We start from the raw sequence: 17327 nt of genomic DNA, 5'->3' as shown, positions 1-17327 counted from the left end.
GTTTTTTACTCCATTTCAAATGTTACCGTCACATTTCCGGAACCGGCAGCCGATGCTGTTAACGCGGCTTCCAGCCCGGTAGGGTCTGCTATTCTTCCCAGCCTGGTGTATGAATATGATGTTGCAAAGCTTTTGTAAAATAGTACCAGCACATTTGAACTGTAAATCATTAAATCACCCGTATTTATCGTTTTAGGGTTGGATGCATTGGTCGGCAGGTTTGCAGGGAAATTATAGAGCTTCTCATTTCCGTTTAACTCGCTCATCGAAATTGTAAGCGGTAGCCTTGCTTTAAATGCGTGTACCGTTTCATTATCAAGGAGCGTTGCATGAAACAATTTTGAACCGATCTTGATTTTCAGCTGGTTGCCCATCGTATCACTGGTGTTTTCATTGTTGTTCTTCACATTGGGATTGGGAGTGGCCGATTCTTCTTTCAGGATGGCATTATATTCGGCCAGGTATTCCGGCAGGATCTCAATTTCAGAGATCCGCACCATCATTGTTTGTGCATTTGTCGCTGTCACGCTAAGGAGCAGTATGCAAAGTATAGCTTTCACAATCGTATGTTTTGTCGGCCAGTTTTATATAGCAAAGTTCGATCCAATGAACCTTAGATTTTTATATAGAATACTGATTTATTTACCACTTTAACGGATTTGGTATTCGATAAGAATATGCAGGCTGCGGGATGACTATAGTTGAAATATTATTTTCAGGAATATGGAAAAAGTAGAAAGGATAGACACGGTAAAGCAGTCCAATAATTGGTTCGGAGGTGACACGCTTCACCCTCTGCCTGATACCCAGACCTTTCCAAGGGATTCAAGTTCCTGCATGCGGCTGGCTGTGGAGTAGTTTTTAAGCTGTGTTTTTGTAAGCAATCAATGCCATCTAAGCATCGGTCTGTTTATTTGATATTTGGATATCAATATGCTGCGGCTGAATGGGTTTTTTTAATGTATAACTGGCCTAACGGTAAAGTCAATCATCATTGAGGTCCCCGCCATGGTGGTGAATTTTTGTCTGCAAAATTACTTTCACTGGCACCGAAGCCACCCATGATTATTGCCGAGAGTATGATGGACACAATACTGGCGATTGGCCTCCGATATGGCTGCAACTGACCCGTTTTATTTAAATATCCCCATGTTTCTGGGATAATTTGCAGGATTTCCCTTACCCCTCCATAAAGAATTATTGCCAAAACAAAAAAGATAAGGGCTTTATGAAAAAAGCCAGACCTCAACTTTTTTATCAATTTTAAATCCTGGTGCAACCAGTCTCCCGTAGCAAACTTCCACCCAAAATCCAGGAAGTGTGCAAGAAAACATGGAACCGCATAAATCACCAGGATGCCGACAACAACAGAGAAAGTTTTAAGGTAATCCATTTTTATGAGGTAGTGTTGTCCAAAAATAGTTGATAGTATCCAAATGGTTTTTAATTTTTTTAATAAGTCATCTATTCAAAGTGTAGTGCTGCATGGGTGATATCAATAGATAACACCTTATGTATCAATCTATAAAAGGATCCGAAATTATAACTACATGAGGATGGCGACGGTGAACTACATGTTATATCTGGTTGATGTCACATCAAGAAGGTTGTTGAATAGGCAGAAGTAATTTAGTCAAGTTTGATTGGAGCACCCACTTCGGAAAGATCGGCACCGGAGCTTTCCGGGAATTTCCCCGATGCTATCGTTTTGAAGTAGCCTTCCATTTCCTTGCTTCCTGGAAGATGAATGGACATCAGAGAACCTGGGTTGTTTTCAACCGGATTAGCGAACGTATGCTTTGTGCCCCTGGGTATAAATGCTGCGTCACCTGTATTGGCAGTATAAACATGGTCGTCGATCTGAATAAGAAATTTTCCAGAGACCACAAAAAAGATTTCGTCCTGATCTTTGTGGATGTGCAGGGGCGGCCCTCCTTTTCCTTGAAGCGCCCCCGGCATGGTAGTTCCGAATAGCAATCCGGTCTGACTATCGTCGGACGATATTACACATCTGAGCAAGTCATTTTGCATGGATCGTTGCTGTCCGTCAAAGCGGGTTTCATTTGCCTTGATAAAAAACCCCGCGGCAGGGCGTTTCTCGGCGGGTTTCGTTTTCGGGATCAGGGATTTTGCGAAGGACAGGCCAGGCAGCGCCAGGAAGGCCGACAGAATGAAATTGCTTCTTTTCATTATAGAACCGTTAAGTATGTAATTGATCATCCAAAACTATGGGCGATTTATCAAAACGGTCTTTGAAATTGTTGTGAATGTGTTTGAAGTTGTCTCAAAAGTGGCTGATTATGAACCTCGACCATTTTCAATGCCTGCCGAGCTTGGTGGATAGCCGAAATGTTTGGAAAAGCTGGTTGAGAAATTGGCCGGATTGCTGTAACCGACCATGTATGAGATTTCAGCGATAGTCCCAACTTTGTTTTGCAAAAGTTCGTGAGCTTTCTGCATTCGGATGCTCCGGACAAACTCTCCCGGACTTTGATTAATGAGCGCTTTTAATTTACGGTGTAATTGTGCCCGGCTCAGGCCAACCTGTCTGCCAAACCAATCCGTGCTGATTTGCTCATCGTCCAGATTTTCTTCAATAACGGTCCTGATTTTGTCAAGAAATGCTTTTTCTACAGAAGGCAATTCTTCCGAATGGGTCAGCCAACGATAGTTTTGACTGTATTTCTCCTGCAAAGCCTCACGCTGTCGCAGCAGGTTTTCGATCACCGCCTGTAATTCCCGGTTATCGAAAGGCTTGCTCAGATATGCATCCGCGCCTGTTTCAAGGCCATGAATCCGGCTGTCCTGATCGGCCTTCGCAGTGAGCATGATAATGGGAATATGGCTGCTACGCTCATCTGCTTTCAGTTCAGCACACACCTGGTATCCATTTTTAATCGGCATCATCAAATCCGTAATGACTATTGCAGGGATCTCCTTTAAAGCAAGGTCAATCCCGGTTTGCCCGTCTTCTGCCGTCAGAACTGAATATTTTTTGGACAAAGTTGTAATTATAAATTCGCTGAGTTGTTTATTGTCTTCTATGAGCAGGATCACGGGTAATGAGCCTGTGGAGTGGGTCCCAACGACTTCCATATTTTCTTTCACATAAGTAGCAGAAGTTTCCGGGTAAGGTATTGGTTCAGAAGCATCCTTGCTCAGGTGGTAAGGCAGACGGACGGAAAATACGCTGCTGTTTGCTTCGGAACTTTCCACCGCAATACTTCCTCCAAGCAAGGTTACCAGCTCCTTGACAAGAGCCAACCCTATCCCCGCACCTTCCCTGGTTCGGGTGTCGCTGCTGTCGACCTGATAAAATCGGTCGAAAATAAATGGTAGTTTTTCTTCCGGAATACCAATACCCTGGTCTTCCACCCTGATCTCATACTGCTCGTCAGCCAGCAGTTTGAAGAAAATCTTCACCTGACTATCCTTATGACTAAACTTGATCGCATTACTGATCAGGTTTTGCAAGATTTTCTCCAACTTATCGGCATCTTCATCGATAATAAGGGAAGTTATTTCGGTAAAGAAATCAAGCCGGATATTTTGGTTCGTTGCCAAGGAATCAAACTGAGCTACTTGAATCCCTAGCATTTCAACAATGTCGATGGGTTTGCTCTCCAATTCAACCTGTCCGGATTCTAACCGTCCCAAATCTAGCAATTGATTGATAAGTTGTAATAGGCGGTTACTGTTTTGCAGGATATATCCGGCATATTGCTTAATAATCGGCGTATCAGGGTTATTCAATAATTCCCTGGCAGGATTGATGATCAGGGAAAGCGGGGTTTTGAACTCATGCGTGAGATTGATAAAAAAGCGCGATTTGGCCGCATCCATCTGTTGCAACCGGTCGGCTTGTTCTCGTACCTGCGCGGTTCGCTCGAAAACAGTTTCCTCCAGCTCGTTGGCATGCGCAACAATTAGCCGCTGTTTCTCATGCTCCTGCGCTAAGTTGGCGGCTGCCAGGTCACGGGTTTCGATGAGCTGCCTTGCGAGAGACCGATTGTTTCCAGCCACTTCTAACGCCAGGTAAACAGTGAAGAGCGCGGGCATGACCAGGTTACCCCAGGCAAATGCAAGCATAATTTCTTTCAGCGTAAACCATCCAAAAACGTCGGCACCGATCAGGATACCGGACACAAAATGCAGGATCATGCCTGCGGCAATCAACCACAGCGTTTGATTGCCTCTCTTGATTTCTCTAAGAACCGCAACAAATGCATCAGTGTAGAAGACCAGGATAAATAGCAGCTGATATAAATTATGGTAATCGTTTAAGGTTTTGTCAAACCAAAGCTCATACCAGTTACAAACGATCAAGACAGTGACGGGAATTGAAATTGCAAAAAGCGCAATGATCCTGCCGCGGGATAATTTGCTATATCCCGCAGCATAAAGCAGCAATGCGCCAAAGGCAAGGTGCATCGTAACAAAGCATAAAAACACTTTGGTATAAAACACCTGCATGGCTGGATCGGTCGTGACTATGGTCTGGTGCCGGGCATAAAGCCCCAGCGCAAGCATGGAAACATATAAGACATAATAAAGGTGGATCCGCTGTTTGGGGTAGAATGCAAACAATAGCAGATGCAGCAGCGCAAGGGTACATGCTGCCGCCACACTCATAAGGAGTTGATCCATAAAACGTTGATCTGCCTTCTGCTGGCTGTTCAGCTGGTGCAGATCCTGGAGCTGTGCATCAAATCCAATAAAATTCGGATAGAATGCCTCGTAGTTACTGAATCTGATCGCTATAAGGTGTGGAAGGGTATCTGTAATGGCCAGCGGGATGGCCACGTATGGCTCCCGTACGGATTGCATCGTTGTTGCCGAATGGCCAAGTTTACCAAAAGACACGATTTTTTTACCATCCAAGTACGTTTCGGAGGCTGCGTCGTGGTTAAGTTTCAGGCCCCAGCTGTTGGTTAATTCCGGCTTTTGCTTTTTGACCCATAACCGAAACCAGCCAAAGCCAGTCCAGCTTTTTGGTATTTCAACCCTGGAGTATTTTCCTGTTCCGAAATTGGTTCCGGCAAGAATTTCCCAACTGCTGTCTGTAAAGGTTGGACTGGCCCATTCAGGATCGTCCCCGGGGTGAAACTTCCACTGAGCGGTGGTCAGAGATAAAGGTTGGGAATGGGCGCTGTCAGTCAGCACTACAGGGGCTGTTTGCCCAACGGCAGAGAAATTAAATAGTAAACAATAAGCAAAAAGGTACCCTTTCTGCAATATGTATTCCCTATAAAATTCTCTAAATCTCATCTTTAACAGGTTAAATTAAAAGATTGTATGGCAGCGGCCTCGTCGGCCATGCCGCCGTAGGAATAGTTATTGTATTATCGTTTCTTCTTCAAGAAACCTTTCACGTCAACACCACTATATTTTAGTATTTTATATAGAGTGGGTTGACTCTTAATTTTGAACATCTCACGGATTTCATCCGTACTCCGGCTATTCTTTTCATAAATCTCTCTGACTTCCGGGCGATTTTTCTCACAGGAAGCAAGAAATTGATATATTAATAAAAATGCCAGAAATTTACATCTCTTCATTATTAGCTTGAATATAAAAGAGGTATCCCATCAAAATTGCGGCATCTGGCTCGATCTCTTCCTTATGGGTCACGAGTCAAAAGTTTTGCTAGTAAAATGTGGTAAGTGTTATAGAGACCCGACGCTAATTAAGAATTGAGATTGGTGGGAAAAGTCTACTTACTAAGCAATTAATTTTCATCTCCAAGGCTGGCAATCATTTGCAAAATTTTGAAAACTGCCCAAAAAATCACCGCGCAACCGGTGAGTATGAGCATGAATAATCCAAAGTCATTCCAATTAAATGACTCAGTTGAAAGGAAAGCCCATAAAAAAATTATAAACACAATCACAAAAAAGTACGAAATAGAGATCTTCCCTGCCTTAGTGACGAGCTTTATGAGTTTGAACATAACAGATATCTGCTTTAACTTATTTCTATGTAAATCAATTATTGAACAACGAAGTTCGGAGACTGACACCTTAGGACTCATCCGTAATGACTACGATAACCATCCTAATCGGAGGCGCTGACTCAATTTATAAGGTTTGCCAAATCCATTCCCAAGCCTAAACATTGTCATGCGCTCCATTAATTCAGGTCCACAAATACAATGAGAGCTAAAATTTACTCACAACGACGCCGTTTGTAAGAAACGAAGTACGGAAAATACCGTTGCTTTGTTCGTAGGCATATGCTAAGTCACCATAAATAGTCTCAACTACCGGTGTAATCATGACGTCCTTTCAGCAAGATGGGAATGTACCAATCGGCTCATTCGGTTCCTAAGTGCGGCACACTCATCTTCTTAGTAGCTAGGGCCTGGAATCTGCTTTGTCCCAATTCAGCTGGACATCTGCAACGCTTTTATGCGCTTTTTTACTCAGTAATTCAGCTAATTCGAGATCACCTAAAATCTCCCTTTGGGTCTTTAGCGTGTTCCATAAGTTTTTAAGGCCGTCAGTGTTGCTTGCGTCGTAGATTTCACCGGCGGCAATATGCCAGCGGCACTGGTACCAACCATAGTTTTGGGGGTAATTCGGGCCTATCTGATTATAATTTGTTTCCAGCTCTTGCAGTGTGGTATATTTCAAAGTAGACCTGTCAGTGGTTGAAACGACCATTTTAGGAAAGGTAGTCAGCGCATTCAAAAGCTTAGGCTCCTTTTCAGCAATGTAAGTATGAAGCAAAATATTTGGGAACAACTCGCCCATCCACCTACGCTGCATGACCAAACCGCCCTGATTATGGTAGGCATGCCCTAGTTCATGGATTGCCAGCAAGTCAAAGAATGGCTCCATATTCAGCCCACCATTCTTATCTGAATAGGCTTCTTTAACGGGCCCGGCATATGCGGCTGGAATTTTGTCAGTAGCTGGAACCATGCTTTTCCAATGATCATTGTTTTCGGCAGCTACTATCAGCGTTTTATCGCTGGTATAATGTGGCATACCATAAAAAGGGAATTTGGTGAAGTTTTTCCAATCACCCGGAGAGAGTATTAGAAGGGTTACTGTTGGCGTAAAATGTAACAGCTCGGTGTAGAATGCTTGCACGTTATCGAGTTGCTGGGCCATGCGTCTTGCCTTTGCTTCTGACCCGCTACTGTAATAAGTATCTGTTTTAAATCCTTTCAAATGCGTCAGGCCTTCATAAGACTGTGCATTTACATGATTGCAAATGAGAAGAATGCACGCGATAAATAATGCCAGTTGAGATGTTTTCATGATCTTTTTGTCACAAATCTATCTTGCAAGTTGACCCTGTGCCTAGTACAAAATCGACATTTTCTTAGTAACGCATGTCCTTTTGCATACGCAGCGGGGTTAAAAGCAGTTCTTGCTCTATAATAGATGGATTTACCCCGGCAAAGATCTTGAAGTCCCTGATCATGTGCATTTGATCGAAGTATCCTGCCTCGTGCGCTATTTGTAACCAGCTGATTTGTGGGAAATCTTCCCGAAGCCTGTACGCTTTGGAAAACTTTAAAATGCGAGCATAGAATTTCGGGTTCATGCCTATTCTTTCTTTACATGTCCTTTCAAATTGTTTTAAGCTCAGACAGGAAAGTGATGCTGTCTTCTCAATAGACATTGCACCATTAGTTGCCAAGAGTGCGCGAATGGCAGCATCAAAGGGCAACGCCTTCCTAAGACCGATTACCCTTTTTAAAAGGAATTCTTCGACTATATTTTTACCTTCCTCCATGGTGCCTGGATTTTGTAAGCGTTCATTGACTCTTCGCATCTCGGCATCAAAAAAGTCTAGTGCGTCATAGCCGCCATCAGCCAACTCGTGCATGGGAACGTTCAAGATGCGGTACATGGCGCCTGGCAGAAAGTCAACGCGTATCGACCTGAGACGTTGGTGCACTTTGACATTTACACGGGAAAGCTGGGGCCCGGTAAGCAGGACAAGTGGCTGCGTTTCAAAGTTTGCTGACCCGGGACGGCCCATCGATACAGGATCATTGCAATAAAACATCAATGATTGAAAAGGCGAAGGCGGAAAGGGTGTCACCACCTCACTAATTCCATCCATCAGCGTCAAATCTACCGTCAATATGTTAAGTACATATTCATGGAGCGCCGGGTGCAGTAGGTGTGTTTTTACTTCCATTTGACGTGCAGAATTTATCAACAATCATCGTTGTATTCACAAGGTACAAAAAACAGATATAACACATTGTCTTAGATTTACTTGCACCATTCATATAACCTTATATCAGTCTTCTAAAATAATTCAAAATGCTCCTTCTACAGAACATCCGAGGAGATAACCGGAGGGGACTGATAAGCCGTTTGGAGTTCAGGATGCTATCATCAAAGGATGCTCAAACCTTTACCTGCAAATTTTCGGCAAACAAGCTTATAGTAGCAACCCCCCTTAAAACAGGTTTTTGTTTATCTTCCATGCTTGTTAAAATTACTTCTTAGGTGAAATGATTTTTGTTATTGCTAATTTATCGTAATGGTTTATAAGCCAATAAAGTAATGCCCGATGGATAAACTTTGCTTGTCATCAGCTGTTGTTTAAGCTTGCGAACTGTGCTTTCAAGATCGGATTCAATTTGACAATCTTGCCATTTTCCCCAGGGGGCCTGGGTTAATGTTGTAGAAAAAACGATTTTAGAAGTTTCGTTGAGCCTGGTGGCTATCACTTCTGCCTTCGGATCGGCATCAGGCCAGTATTCAGAAAACATTTTATAGGTATTAGATCCTAGCAGGATCGTGTCTATCCTATCCATAGATGAGAGCTGATCCTGGTCAGAGCCTTCGTTATATTTTGGGCTTGCAAAAAATTCTGTTGTACCGTTTTTGTCTGCCGCATATCCATCCAGGCTGATCCATTCTTGAAGAATTACCTTTCTCATTTTTTCAAGTTTTAAAACGAAGCAATGTATTTAGATTGCTGTTAAGACCCGGGTAATTAAGGCTTTAAATACCATCATCTCATTTTTAATTCCAACGATTTCCCTTTCCATGATGACGTATAAAAGTTTACAATGCCAAGTTTAAAAACGCAGTCTATTTATCCCTAAGCATCCAAGTTGATTAATGCTTTACCCGTTTCAGGATCAAATGGCACTGAGCTATGTTCATGCGTAATCATCCATTGGCCATGCACTGCGCAGGAAAGTACCTTTATTGCGGATTGCGATAGAACACGTTCCATCGGTGATCGTCCAAGTCAGCAAAAACGAAATTATAGCCTTCGAGTATTTTTGTTGGCTCGGTAACTACCGCACCGCCAGCCTGTATGACTATCTCCCTGAAACTGTCCACAGCGGCCTGGCTCTCAGCACCAATTGTAAACATGATCTCTGACCCCTTCGACGTCTCAGAGACCGCACTGCCAGCAGATTTTCCAAACAAGTCTTTCCTAAAAAAGTGGATAACAAAGTGGTCATCGCTGAAAATAAAGCTAGCTATCTCCGGGCTTTCATGGGAGCCATTTACTTTAAACCCCAGTTGTTTGAAAAACTCACGGGTCCTTTCGACATCTTTGACGGGCATATTTGCCCAAACTTCTAATTTGGCCATATTGTCTGTTGCTTGATTCATTTGCTGTCGAAAAAAAGCATGCCTTTTAAGCAGTCTGGCGAAAATCGCGTTTTCTATTTACATTTTGCTACCAATTGATGCAGATAAAATCTATTACTTGAAACGAAAAGTTTTTTATCGTAATATTGCGATATTAATTCACTGTGTTACGTTTGCATCATGGGAGTTACGAAAACTGATATATTTACTGAGCAACAAAACCGCATTGCAGATCTGGCAAAGGCATTTGCCCATCCGGCAAGGGTGGCTATTTTACAATTGCTAATCTCTCGTAAGGCATGTGTTTGCGGTGACCTGGTAGATGAACTGGATCTTGCACAGGCAACTCTGCCCGCAGCCAATTGGCGCAAGCTTACTTACAGTATTTCGCTCGCGACCTTATTGCATCAAACTGGCCCGCAATCAAAGAGATTTACCAGCAGGGCATTGATACCCGCGATGCAACTTATGAAACGCAAGCACCCGAGACCGAAGCGTTGAAAGGCAAGTTTCTAATGAACCGCAGCTTGTGGCGGTAGATATGGTCAGCTCATTGGATGGGCAATGCTATCAGTTGTTTCCAGCCGGTGCGTATATGGCGGGGTTGCGGAAACGAGCATTTATGTTCATTCCGGATATCATGGGCACGGTGTAGGCAGCGCGCTGCTATCCTCATTGGTCCCGCTGAATGAAAAGCTTGGTTTCTGGACCTTGCAGGCGGAAATATTTAGGTTATGTCTATGCAGTACTCGCCAGTGAAAAGCAAAAGGAAATCTTGGGCTCACTCAGTAGTGATCTCAATTTCCGTCTGGCGCTCTACATCTTTTTCGCAGCATTGCTTAGCGCGTTCGTCGTTGGCGTGGTTACATTCTTTTTGATCACCGATAGCATTTGCAGCATTGCAGGCGTGGTAAAGCGCTTTCAAGATGGTGATTACTCGGCGCGTATACACGGATATGCGAAAGGAAACCTAGGCGTTTTGACCTCTACATTCAATGAAATGGCGGATGTTATCGTAGAGAATTTTGAGACAATCACCGCAACTGACCGCTTTCGTCAGGAACTGATCGCCAATGTATCTCACGACCTACGAGCGCCGCTTTCGATCATGCAGGGATATGCCGAAACATTGGCGATCAAACGTGAAACACTTTCCGGCCCCGAAACCGAGCGGTATCTTGCTATTGTGCTGGAAGGCACTAAAAAGCTTTCGGTGCTTGTCGACCAGTTGTTTCAATATTGAAAACTGGAATCAAATGTGGTTGAACCGCAAAAAGAGCATTTCCCGATCGGCGAGCTGGTTTCCGACATTCTCAGTACCTATCAGCTGAAAGCCGAACAGCGGAATATCCGTTTGAAACTCGACGCGCTCGGCATGCTGCCCGCCGTTTTCGCGGATATTGGTCTGACGGAACGGATCTTTCAAAACCTGCTCGACAATGCATTTAAATTCACACCTGATGGCGGGCAAATTTTAATTGCCTTGTCTTAGGCTGGCGACGGTGTCAGGATCAGAGTAGAAGATACGGGTGTCGGCATTGCCAAAGAATATCAGCAGCAAATATTTGAACGCTATAAGCAAGCCGACCTGCAAGCAGCTTCGGCCGAAGGCATTGGGCTGGGACTGGCCATAGTCCGGAAAATCCTGGAACTACATCAGAGCTCCATCCGGGTTTTCAGCGAGCAGGGAAAGGGCGCTGCATTTGAGTTTGTGTTATCCTCACGCTAATGCCACTTCTCCGTATTACTAACCAAGAAGATTGTCTCTATTTGGGATCCTGAGCTAAACTTTTGATTAATGAACCAATTGTAAGACCCTGCACGACAATTGAGAAGAGCACAATCACAAAAGGTACTGAGACAATAATGTTCTTATATGGACTGGCTGGCAGCGACGGAGCAAGTGCAATGGAGATGCCGCCACGCAGACCTCCCAACGCTCTGTAAAGATATGTTACAGCGTTTAGCTTTTGGACTTATTTAACCGGCAGGCAATTCAATGCACATTTCCAGCAAGGCGTAGCTCAAAGTCTTTCCGTGCGCGTCCATGACCAATGAAGTGGTAACCCCACCCGCCAAAGCCTGCTGACATACAAACTGTAACGCCGAGATATTGGGCAGTTCGTACCTGAGGATTTCGCCGTGTATGATCCCCTTAAAATGTTCCTTGACTTTATCCGCAGTTACCACATCGCGCAGCAGCTCATAATCCTTTTCTTCATAAGGAATCAATGATAAAATCAATGTATTCCCCTTATCTCCCGCGCGGCTATGCGCTATGTCGTAGAGTTTAATGCTCATATTCTTTTACAATTACGGACGACTTTGGTGTGTTCCGGTCCATCAAAATCGATACAATGCCAATGACTTCATTCACATACTTGCGCACCCCTCCCCCACCAGCCGGGCCATTGGTATACAGCGCTTCCACTTCCTGACCTATGATAGCTGCCTCATCAGTAGTTGCAGCTTTTCCCGCCACGCGTAATCTCACTTCATATGGTTTATGATCATGAGCGAGCGAAGTCGGGTGTACGGATGTATGGCCAATGTAGTCAACCCTTAACTCAGTAAATTGAGTATATAACCGCTCCTGCATTATTTCACCTGCTAAACGTGCCCGTTCCAAAGCATTTGCCCCTGCGAAAGTAATCTCACCTTCACCTGTAAAGCCCGCTTTATAGCCAATGCTGACCTTTAACGTCGATGGCTTTTTGCTGCCGCTGCCCCCAGTTACTTTAATACGATCTTTTCCATCCTGTTTCAAAAATACGGTGGTGAAATCTGCTGAAACATCGGGTGTCATGTATTGATAGGGGTTCGTTACCTCGTACAGCAGCTGTTCCTTAGCCGTAGCCAGGGTTATGGTGCCTCCTGTTCCATCTACTTTCCCAATAATTGCGCTGCCATCGGGATAAACCTCTGCAAAAGGGTGGCCCAGTGTACTCATATTTTCAACCGGCTTTTTGACCGGATCGGCAAAATAACCACCTGTGATCTGTCCTGCGCATTCCATCAGGTGTCCAACCATAGTCCCTTTGGCGATAATGTCAGCATCATCCAACGACCATCCGAACTCATGCACCAGCGGCGCTACAAACAAGGATGGATCAGCAACCCGCCCGGTGATAATAATATCAGCGCCTGTTTCCAGCGCAGGTAAAATAGCATCCGCACCTAAATAAGCATTGGCTGACACGGTCTGCCCGGACCAGGAAATGGGATTGCCTGTTTCCATGGCGAGCTCATCGCCACAGATATGCTCCAAGACATCATCCCCGATTACCGCCGCTACTTTAATGGAAATTCCCAGTCTCCTTGCTATGCCAATGATCTTATCCGCTGCTGCGACCGGGTTTGCAGCACCCATATTGGTAATGAGCCGTATCTTCTTTTGTTTGAGCATTGGCAGCAGTAATTCTATCCGGCGCTCCAAGAGCGGATCATAACCCTGCGAAGGATCTGTCGTTTTTCTTTTTTGGGCTAATGCAATGGTGCGTTCTGCGAGGCATTCGAGTACAAGGTAATCCAGATCGCCCTTTTCGGCCAGGTTCACAGCAGGTTCGAGCCGGTCACCCGAAAAGCCTGCGCCACAACCAATACGGACTTTATTTTTTTTTGTCATGATATGCTTATTGCCCCGGAAGCTAATGCGATTAAAGTCATGATGATGGTCGTGCCGAACGCCCATTTAAAGGTAAATTTCTGATGATCTGCCAGTTCCACTTCTGACAATCCAATTAAAACAAAAGTCGACGCAGTTAACGGACTTAATGGGAAACCGGTGGTCATTTGCCCTAAAATTGCTGCCCTGCCTATCTCTATTGAATTTAACCCATAATGGGCGGCGGTTGTTTTTAAAACAGGGATTACACCAAAATAATAAGCGTCCGGTGTGAATACCAAACTAAATGGCATGCTTGTAAAGCCCACCAAAGCCGGCAGGTAACCTGCGTGCGCTGTCGGGATCATGGAAACCATCGACAATGCCATGGCATCAATCATTTTGGTTCCGGTAAGGATGCCTGAAAATACTCCGGCCGCAAAAACGATGATGGAAACCGAAAATACATTGGCAGCATGTGCCTGAATCCTTTTCTTTTGATCGGCCTGTGATGGATAGTTGACCAAAATTGCCACCGCAAAACCGATGATGAATAACGCTGGCGGCGGCGCCAGTGACAAAATGAGCGCTGCGATCAAAATAATCGTCAAAAAAGCGTTCAACCAAAACAAACCAGGCCGACGGCTTTCTTTCTGTTCAACAGAAAGTTGCTGGTGATGGTCGTAATCCAGCTCAACGACGCCCAATCTTTTACGTTCCTTTTTACCAAGCCAAAATGCTACGAAAAGTACCCAGAGGATTCCGCCAATCATGGCTGGCAGGATAGGAATGATCAGATGCGCCGGATCAGTGTTCATGATTCAAAGCTCTCGCTACTGTACCCGACCAGGGCACCAGATGCATGACCCCCGCACTCAGCGCGACGATACAGGGAAGTATCAACTTGTTCATTCCTAATTTTTTATAAACTGGAAACAAGGCTGTGACGGTAATCATAAATGTGGCAGTGCCGTCCCCATCGAGGTGAACCAGCATCGTCAAAATGGCGGTGCCCAAAGTGATTTTAAGCGGATCGCCTTTTGCGAAGCGAATAATAAAGGCTATCACCGGATCGAAAAGCCCGGTGTCTATCATCACGCTGAAATATAGCACTGCAAAGATTAGCAGGATGCCGGTCGGGGCAACTTGTTTGATCCCGCCCAAAAGCATTTCCCCTACCTCTTTTGGCCCGAAACCTGCGATCAATGCAAATACGATAGGCACCAGGATCAGCGAAAGCAGCACAGACAAGCGCTTTGTCAGGATCAATCCTAAAAAAACGCAGATGGTTAAAAAGCCTAGCAGTGACAGCATTTGATTTTATTCTAAAACCTACCTTATTGAACTGCGGTATTATTGGCTTTCAAGACTTTACTAAAAAACATTAACTGGCTGGGCAATGCTGCCTGCCAAAACTCCCAGGTATGACCGCCAGGGCGCTCGGTATAGTCGTGTGGTGTGTGATTGTATACCAGCCGCCGGTGTAATTCCCTGTTAGGTTCGAGCAAAAAATCTTCTACCCCAACGTCGAGCACGAGCGGCAGTCCGTTTCTGCGAATCTGATCAGCCATGTTGACGACAGAATAAGGCAGATAATTATCAGGCGTCATCGGACCAAAGGTTTTTTCGAGAAACGTGGTGAGGCCTTTAAACCGCTCGGGCGAAAGATTCCAGGTCGTCATATTCGGATCCAAAGCGCCGCTCATCGCGCCTGCCGCAGCAAATTGATCAGGATGCCTGGTAGAAAGATAAAGCGCGCCATAACCGCCCATGGACAAACCTGTAATGAGGCGGCCCTCTTTGTCCTTGACGGTGCGGTACTTACTGTCTATAAATGGAATTACTTCCTTCACCGTATAAGTTTCAAATTTGCTATTTGGATCGACCGGGCTGTCGATGTAATAACTGAATATTTCGCCCTCAGGCATCACTATGATGACATTATACTGATCTGCAAGGTTCTTAACCAGCATTGGATCAGGCGTTTTACGCAGCCAGTCGTCGAAGTGGCCATATCCTCCATGAAGCAAGTATAAGACGGGGAACTCCTTTTTGCTTTTGGCGTAGCTTTCCGGAAGAACGATGGCCGCTTTGTAGGTTTTGTTCATCGCCGCGCTGTGCACCTGGATGGTGTCAACTTGTGATGCATAAGTATTTAATCCACTCAGCATCAGAATGGTAAGGAAGAAATATATTTTTTTCATTTCAATTAAATCTATTTACCAGTGGAGACAATTTTTAAGAGTTCGGCATCGGGATGGTCACGCACTTCGCATTTAACATCGAAGATCATGGTAGCACCACCGGCAGCAGTATAGGCAGCCCATTTGGGCAAACCGGGCGCATTTGGATTGCCTGTCCGTGCAAAATTGATCCAAGAGCTGCTCATCTTAGAAGCAAGTGCGTAGGCATCCTTACCTCCACCGGTCATTTCCTCACAACGGTTAATGTTATCAAACTGAAAGGCGATATCCATACAGTGCATGGCTTTATACATCCCACCATTGACGGGCGATTGCCAGGTAAAGAGATACATAAAAACTGGCGCAGCACCGTTCAAACCCGACTTTAATTCAGCTTGCTTAATAGCCATCGATCGAAAGCCAAACTCTATATCATTGTATTCGGAAGGCTTACTGGTGTTGGGATAAGCCTTCTTTACAGCGGAAATATACGCCTCCGTTTTATCGCCGTATTTTTTCTGCAGGGTGGTTTTCACATCCTCCATGGTCAGATTTTTGGGCGTGGGTGCAAATGCAGCAAATTCATTTTTTGTCGTGCCGACCAATAAAGGGATGGTTTTTGAAAGTTCCATTGCAGCAGGATCCGAAGGCTGATTTGGGAACATTTCACCATCCAGCACAGCGTTCCAGCCCACATTGCCCGGTTTACCGTCTTTTTTTAATTCTTCGTTTACCTTTTTAAGGGCCTTTTTACTGGCAGCATTCAATTGGTCGTAGGGTATTTTTTGAAGTGAGTCAACCTGGGCAGGTTGCAGATGCAGTTCCTCCATCAATGCTGCTGCCAAACGCTGAGATACTGCCTTTTCGGTAAATGAAGTAACATAGCTGCCGCTTTCTACAATTGCTTTGTGAAATAAACCCTTCGCCTGAGGGGTGTTCATCATACAAGTGACTTTTCCACCTCCACCCGACTGGCCGAAGATGGTCACATTATTGGGGTCGCCACCGAATTGATCTATATTTTGTTTAACCCATTGCAGGGCAGCAACAATGTCGGCCAAACCTGCATTACCGGAATTTTTGTATTTGTCACCATAAGCGGATAAGTCCAGAAATCCCAAAATATTCAGGCGATGGTTGATAGACACTAAAACTACGTCGCCTTTTTTTGCCAGGTTCTCGCCATCGTAGGACGGTAGTTCGATTGATGAACCAGCAGTGAAACCCCCACCATGCAGCCATACCATTACCGGGCGCTTTTTGCCATCGTTCAATTTCTGTGTCCACACATTAAGCGTCTGGCAATGTTCATTGGCGTAACCCAAATTATGATTGAAAGCAAATTCGAAAGCATCATTAACCGTCGTGGTAGGATCGGTAGGGCAAACCGGCCCATAACTCATCGAGCTGCGTGTAACAGACCAGGGTGTTGGCTTTTGGGGCGCGGTAAAACGTTCTGATTTAGCATAGGGTATTCCCTTGAACGTAAAGATGTTATTATGCAAATATCCTTTAACCTTACCGCTTTCAGTTGACGTAATTGCGATATCGTCGCCTGCCTTTACAGGATCTTCGTTTTGGGAAAATGCAGAAAATTGAAAAAGGCAAATCGCAACTGCTAACCCTAGAGTAATGATTCTTCTCATAATTATTGGTTTATATAGTTAGACAAAACTATGTATTTACACCTGCAATTACGCCTTTTTAAGTTGCTGAATGGTATTTAAATTGGAATGGATTGACATCTTCCATTTTGAAAATATGAAAGATCGATCAGGCATACTTTACGGAAAAGTGCATTCAGCCATTAAGTCAACGCGCCAAAAATTCAATTTAACGCATACATAAGACATCAAAAAGACTGTTTAAGTCTGCATGTACAGATGAGAGAAGTATTGCCGACTTGTCAATTCCCTTCCATTCAAGATTTCTTATTGCCAGAGGCACGACTGCATCAGT

At 44.6% G+C, this 17327-nt stretch carries 19 protein-coding genes; 5 read left to right on the top strand and 14 right to left on the bottom strand.

The genetic code is table 11. The annotated features are described in order from the left end of the window. Positions 1-5: 5 nt before the first annotated feature. The 8 genes from L0659_RS12880 to L0659_RS12845 form a co-directional block, all read right to left on the bottom strand. On the bottom strand, positions 6-560 hold the full coding sequence (locus L0659_RS12880) for a cyclophilin-like fold protein (RefSeq protein ID WP_235126474.1): 555 nt from the start codon (positions 558-560) through the stop codon (positions 6-8). A gap of 431 nt (positions 561-991) precedes the next feature. After that, positions 992-1393, bottom strand: coding sequence for a hypothetical protein (locus tag L0659_RS12875; RefSeq protein ID WP_235126473.1), 402 nt, complete (start codon positions 1391-1393; stop codon positions 992-994). A 236-nt stretch (positions 1394-1629) separates the two neighbouring features. After that, positions 1630-2190, bottom strand: a complete 561-nt coding sequence (locus L0659_RS12870; protein WP_235126472.1) for a cupin domain-containing protein — start codon at positions 2188-2190, stop codon at positions 1630-1632. 108 nt (positions 2191-2298) lie between these two features. Beyond that, positions 2299-5163, bottom strand: a complete 2865-nt coding sequence (locus L0659_RS12865; protein ID WP_235126470.1) for an ATP-binding protein — start codon at positions 5161-5163, stop codon at positions 2299-2301. A gap of 1190 nt (positions 5164-6353) precedes the next feature. Beyond that, positions 6354-7265 (bottom strand): hypothetical protein, encoded by a 912-nt coding sequence (locus L0659_RS12860; protein ID WP_235126468.1) that lies wholly within the window; start codon positions 7263-7265, stop codon positions 6354-6356. A 64-nt stretch (positions 7266-7329) separates the two neighbouring features. Next, positions 7330-8157, bottom strand: coding sequence for a helix-turn-helix domain-containing protein (locus L0659_RS12855; protein ID WP_235126466.1), 828 nt, complete (start codon positions 8155-8157; stop codon positions 7330-7332). 343 nt (positions 8158-8500) lie between these two features. Beyond that, the gene (locus tag L0659_RS12850) at positions 8501-8911 is read right to left on the bottom strand and encodes a dihydrofolate reductase family protein (protein ID WP_235126465.1); all 411 of its coding nucleotides are present in this window, start codon (positions 8909-8911) and stop codon (positions 8501-8503) included. 271 nt (positions 8912-9182) lie between these two features. Beyond that, a complete protein-coding gene (locus L0659_RS12845) occupies positions 9183-9602 on the bottom strand; it encodes a VOC family protein (protein ID WP_235126463.1) in 420 nt (139 codons plus the stop codon). A gap of 159 nt (positions 9603-9761) precedes the next feature. Here L0659_RS12845 and L0659_RS12840 point away from each other — a divergent pair, with 159 nt between their 5' ends. From L0659_RS12840 to L0659_RS26540, 5 genes are all read left to right on the top strand, one after another. Next, entirely contained in the window at positions 9762-10082 is a 321-nt protein-coding gene (locus tag L0659_RS12840; protein WP_235126461.1) for a helix-turn-helix transcriptional regulator, read from the top strand. Positions 10083-10145: 63 nt separating this feature from the next. Beyond that, positions 10146-10340, top strand: a complete 195-nt coding sequence (locus tag L0659_RS12835; RefSeq protein ID WP_235126460.1) for a GNAT family N-acetyltransferase — start codon at positions 10146-10148, stop codon at positions 10338-10340. Continuing rightward, on the top strand, positions 10270-10824 hold the full coding sequence (locus L0659_RS12830) for a histidine kinase dimerization/phospho-acceptor domain-containing protein (protein WP_235126459.1): 555 nt from the start codon (positions 10270-10272) through the stop codon (positions 10822-10824). Before L0659_RS12835 ends, L0659_RS12830 begins: the two co-directional genes overlap by 71 nt. Before the next feature lie 15 nt (positions 10825-10839). Then, positions 10840-11073 (top strand): sensor histidine kinase KdpD, encoded by a 234-nt coding sequence (locus tag L0659_RS12825; protein WP_235126458.1) that lies wholly within the window; start codon positions 10840-10842, stop codon positions 11071-11073. An 18-nt stretch (positions 11074-11091) separates the two neighbouring features. Beyond that, positions 11092-11310 carry an ATP-binding protein gene (locus L0659_RS26540; RefSeq protein ID WP_409019076.1) on the top strand — a complete coding sequence of 73 codons (219 nt, stop codon included), beginning with the start codon at positions 11092-11094 and terminating at the stop codon, positions 11308-11310. Between the two features lie 251 nt (positions 11311-11561). On the opposite strand, the gene L0659_RS12820 is transcribed toward L0659_RS26540, so the two are convergent. The 6 genes from L0659_RS12820 to L0659_RS12800 are packed head-to-tail and all read right to left on the bottom strand — an operon-like array spanning position 11562 to position 17014. Next, complete coding sequence (locus L0659_RS12820; protein WP_235126456.1) at positions 11562-11882, bottom strand: hypothetical protein; 321 nt, start codon at positions 11880-11882, stop codon at positions 11562-11564. Then, entirely contained in the window at positions 11872-13206 is a 1335-nt protein-coding gene (locus L0659_RS12815; protein ID WP_235126454.1) for an acyclic terpene utilization AtuA family protein, read from the bottom strand. Before L0659_RS12815 ends, L0659_RS12820 begins: the two co-directional genes overlap by 11 nt. Further along, positions 13203-14003: a citrate:proton symporter gene (locus tag L0659_RS26380; protein ID WP_304488761.1), complete on the bottom strand. Its 801-nt coding sequence runs from the start codon at positions 14001-14003 to the stop codon at positions 13203-13205. Before L0659_RS26380 ends, L0659_RS12815 begins: the two co-directional genes overlap by 4 nt. Next, the gene (locus L0659_RS26375; RefSeq protein WP_304488760.1) at positions 13993-14499 is read right to left on the bottom strand and encodes an SLC13 family permease; all 507 of its coding nucleotides are present in this window, start codon (positions 14497-14499) and stop codon (positions 13993-13995) included. Before L0659_RS26375 ends, L0659_RS26380 begins: the two co-directional genes overlap by 11 nt. 23 nt (positions 14500-14522) lie before the next feature. Continuing rightward, on the bottom strand, positions 14523-15389 hold the full coding sequence (locus tag L0659_RS12805; protein WP_235126453.1) for an alpha/beta hydrolase family protein: 867 nt from the start codon (positions 15387-15389) through the stop codon (positions 14523-14525). Positions 15390-15400: 11 nt separating this feature from the next. Next, positions 15401-17014 carry a carboxylesterase/lipase family protein gene (locus L0659_RS12800; protein ID WP_235126452.1) on the bottom strand — a complete coding sequence of 538 codons (1614 nt, stop codon included), beginning with the start codon at positions 17012-17014 and terminating at the stop codon, positions 15401-15403. Between the last annotated feature and the right edge of the window lie 313 nt (positions 17015-17327).

Source organism: Dyadobacter sp. CY347 (assembly GCF_021502655.1).
In the GTDB taxonomy this organism is placed as follows: Bacteria; Bacteroidota; Bacteroidia; order Cytophagales; family Spirosomataceae; genus Dyadobacter.
The sequence above is the reverse complement of the archived record's forward strand: the minus strand, read 5'-3'. Positions and strand labels throughout refer to the sequence as shown.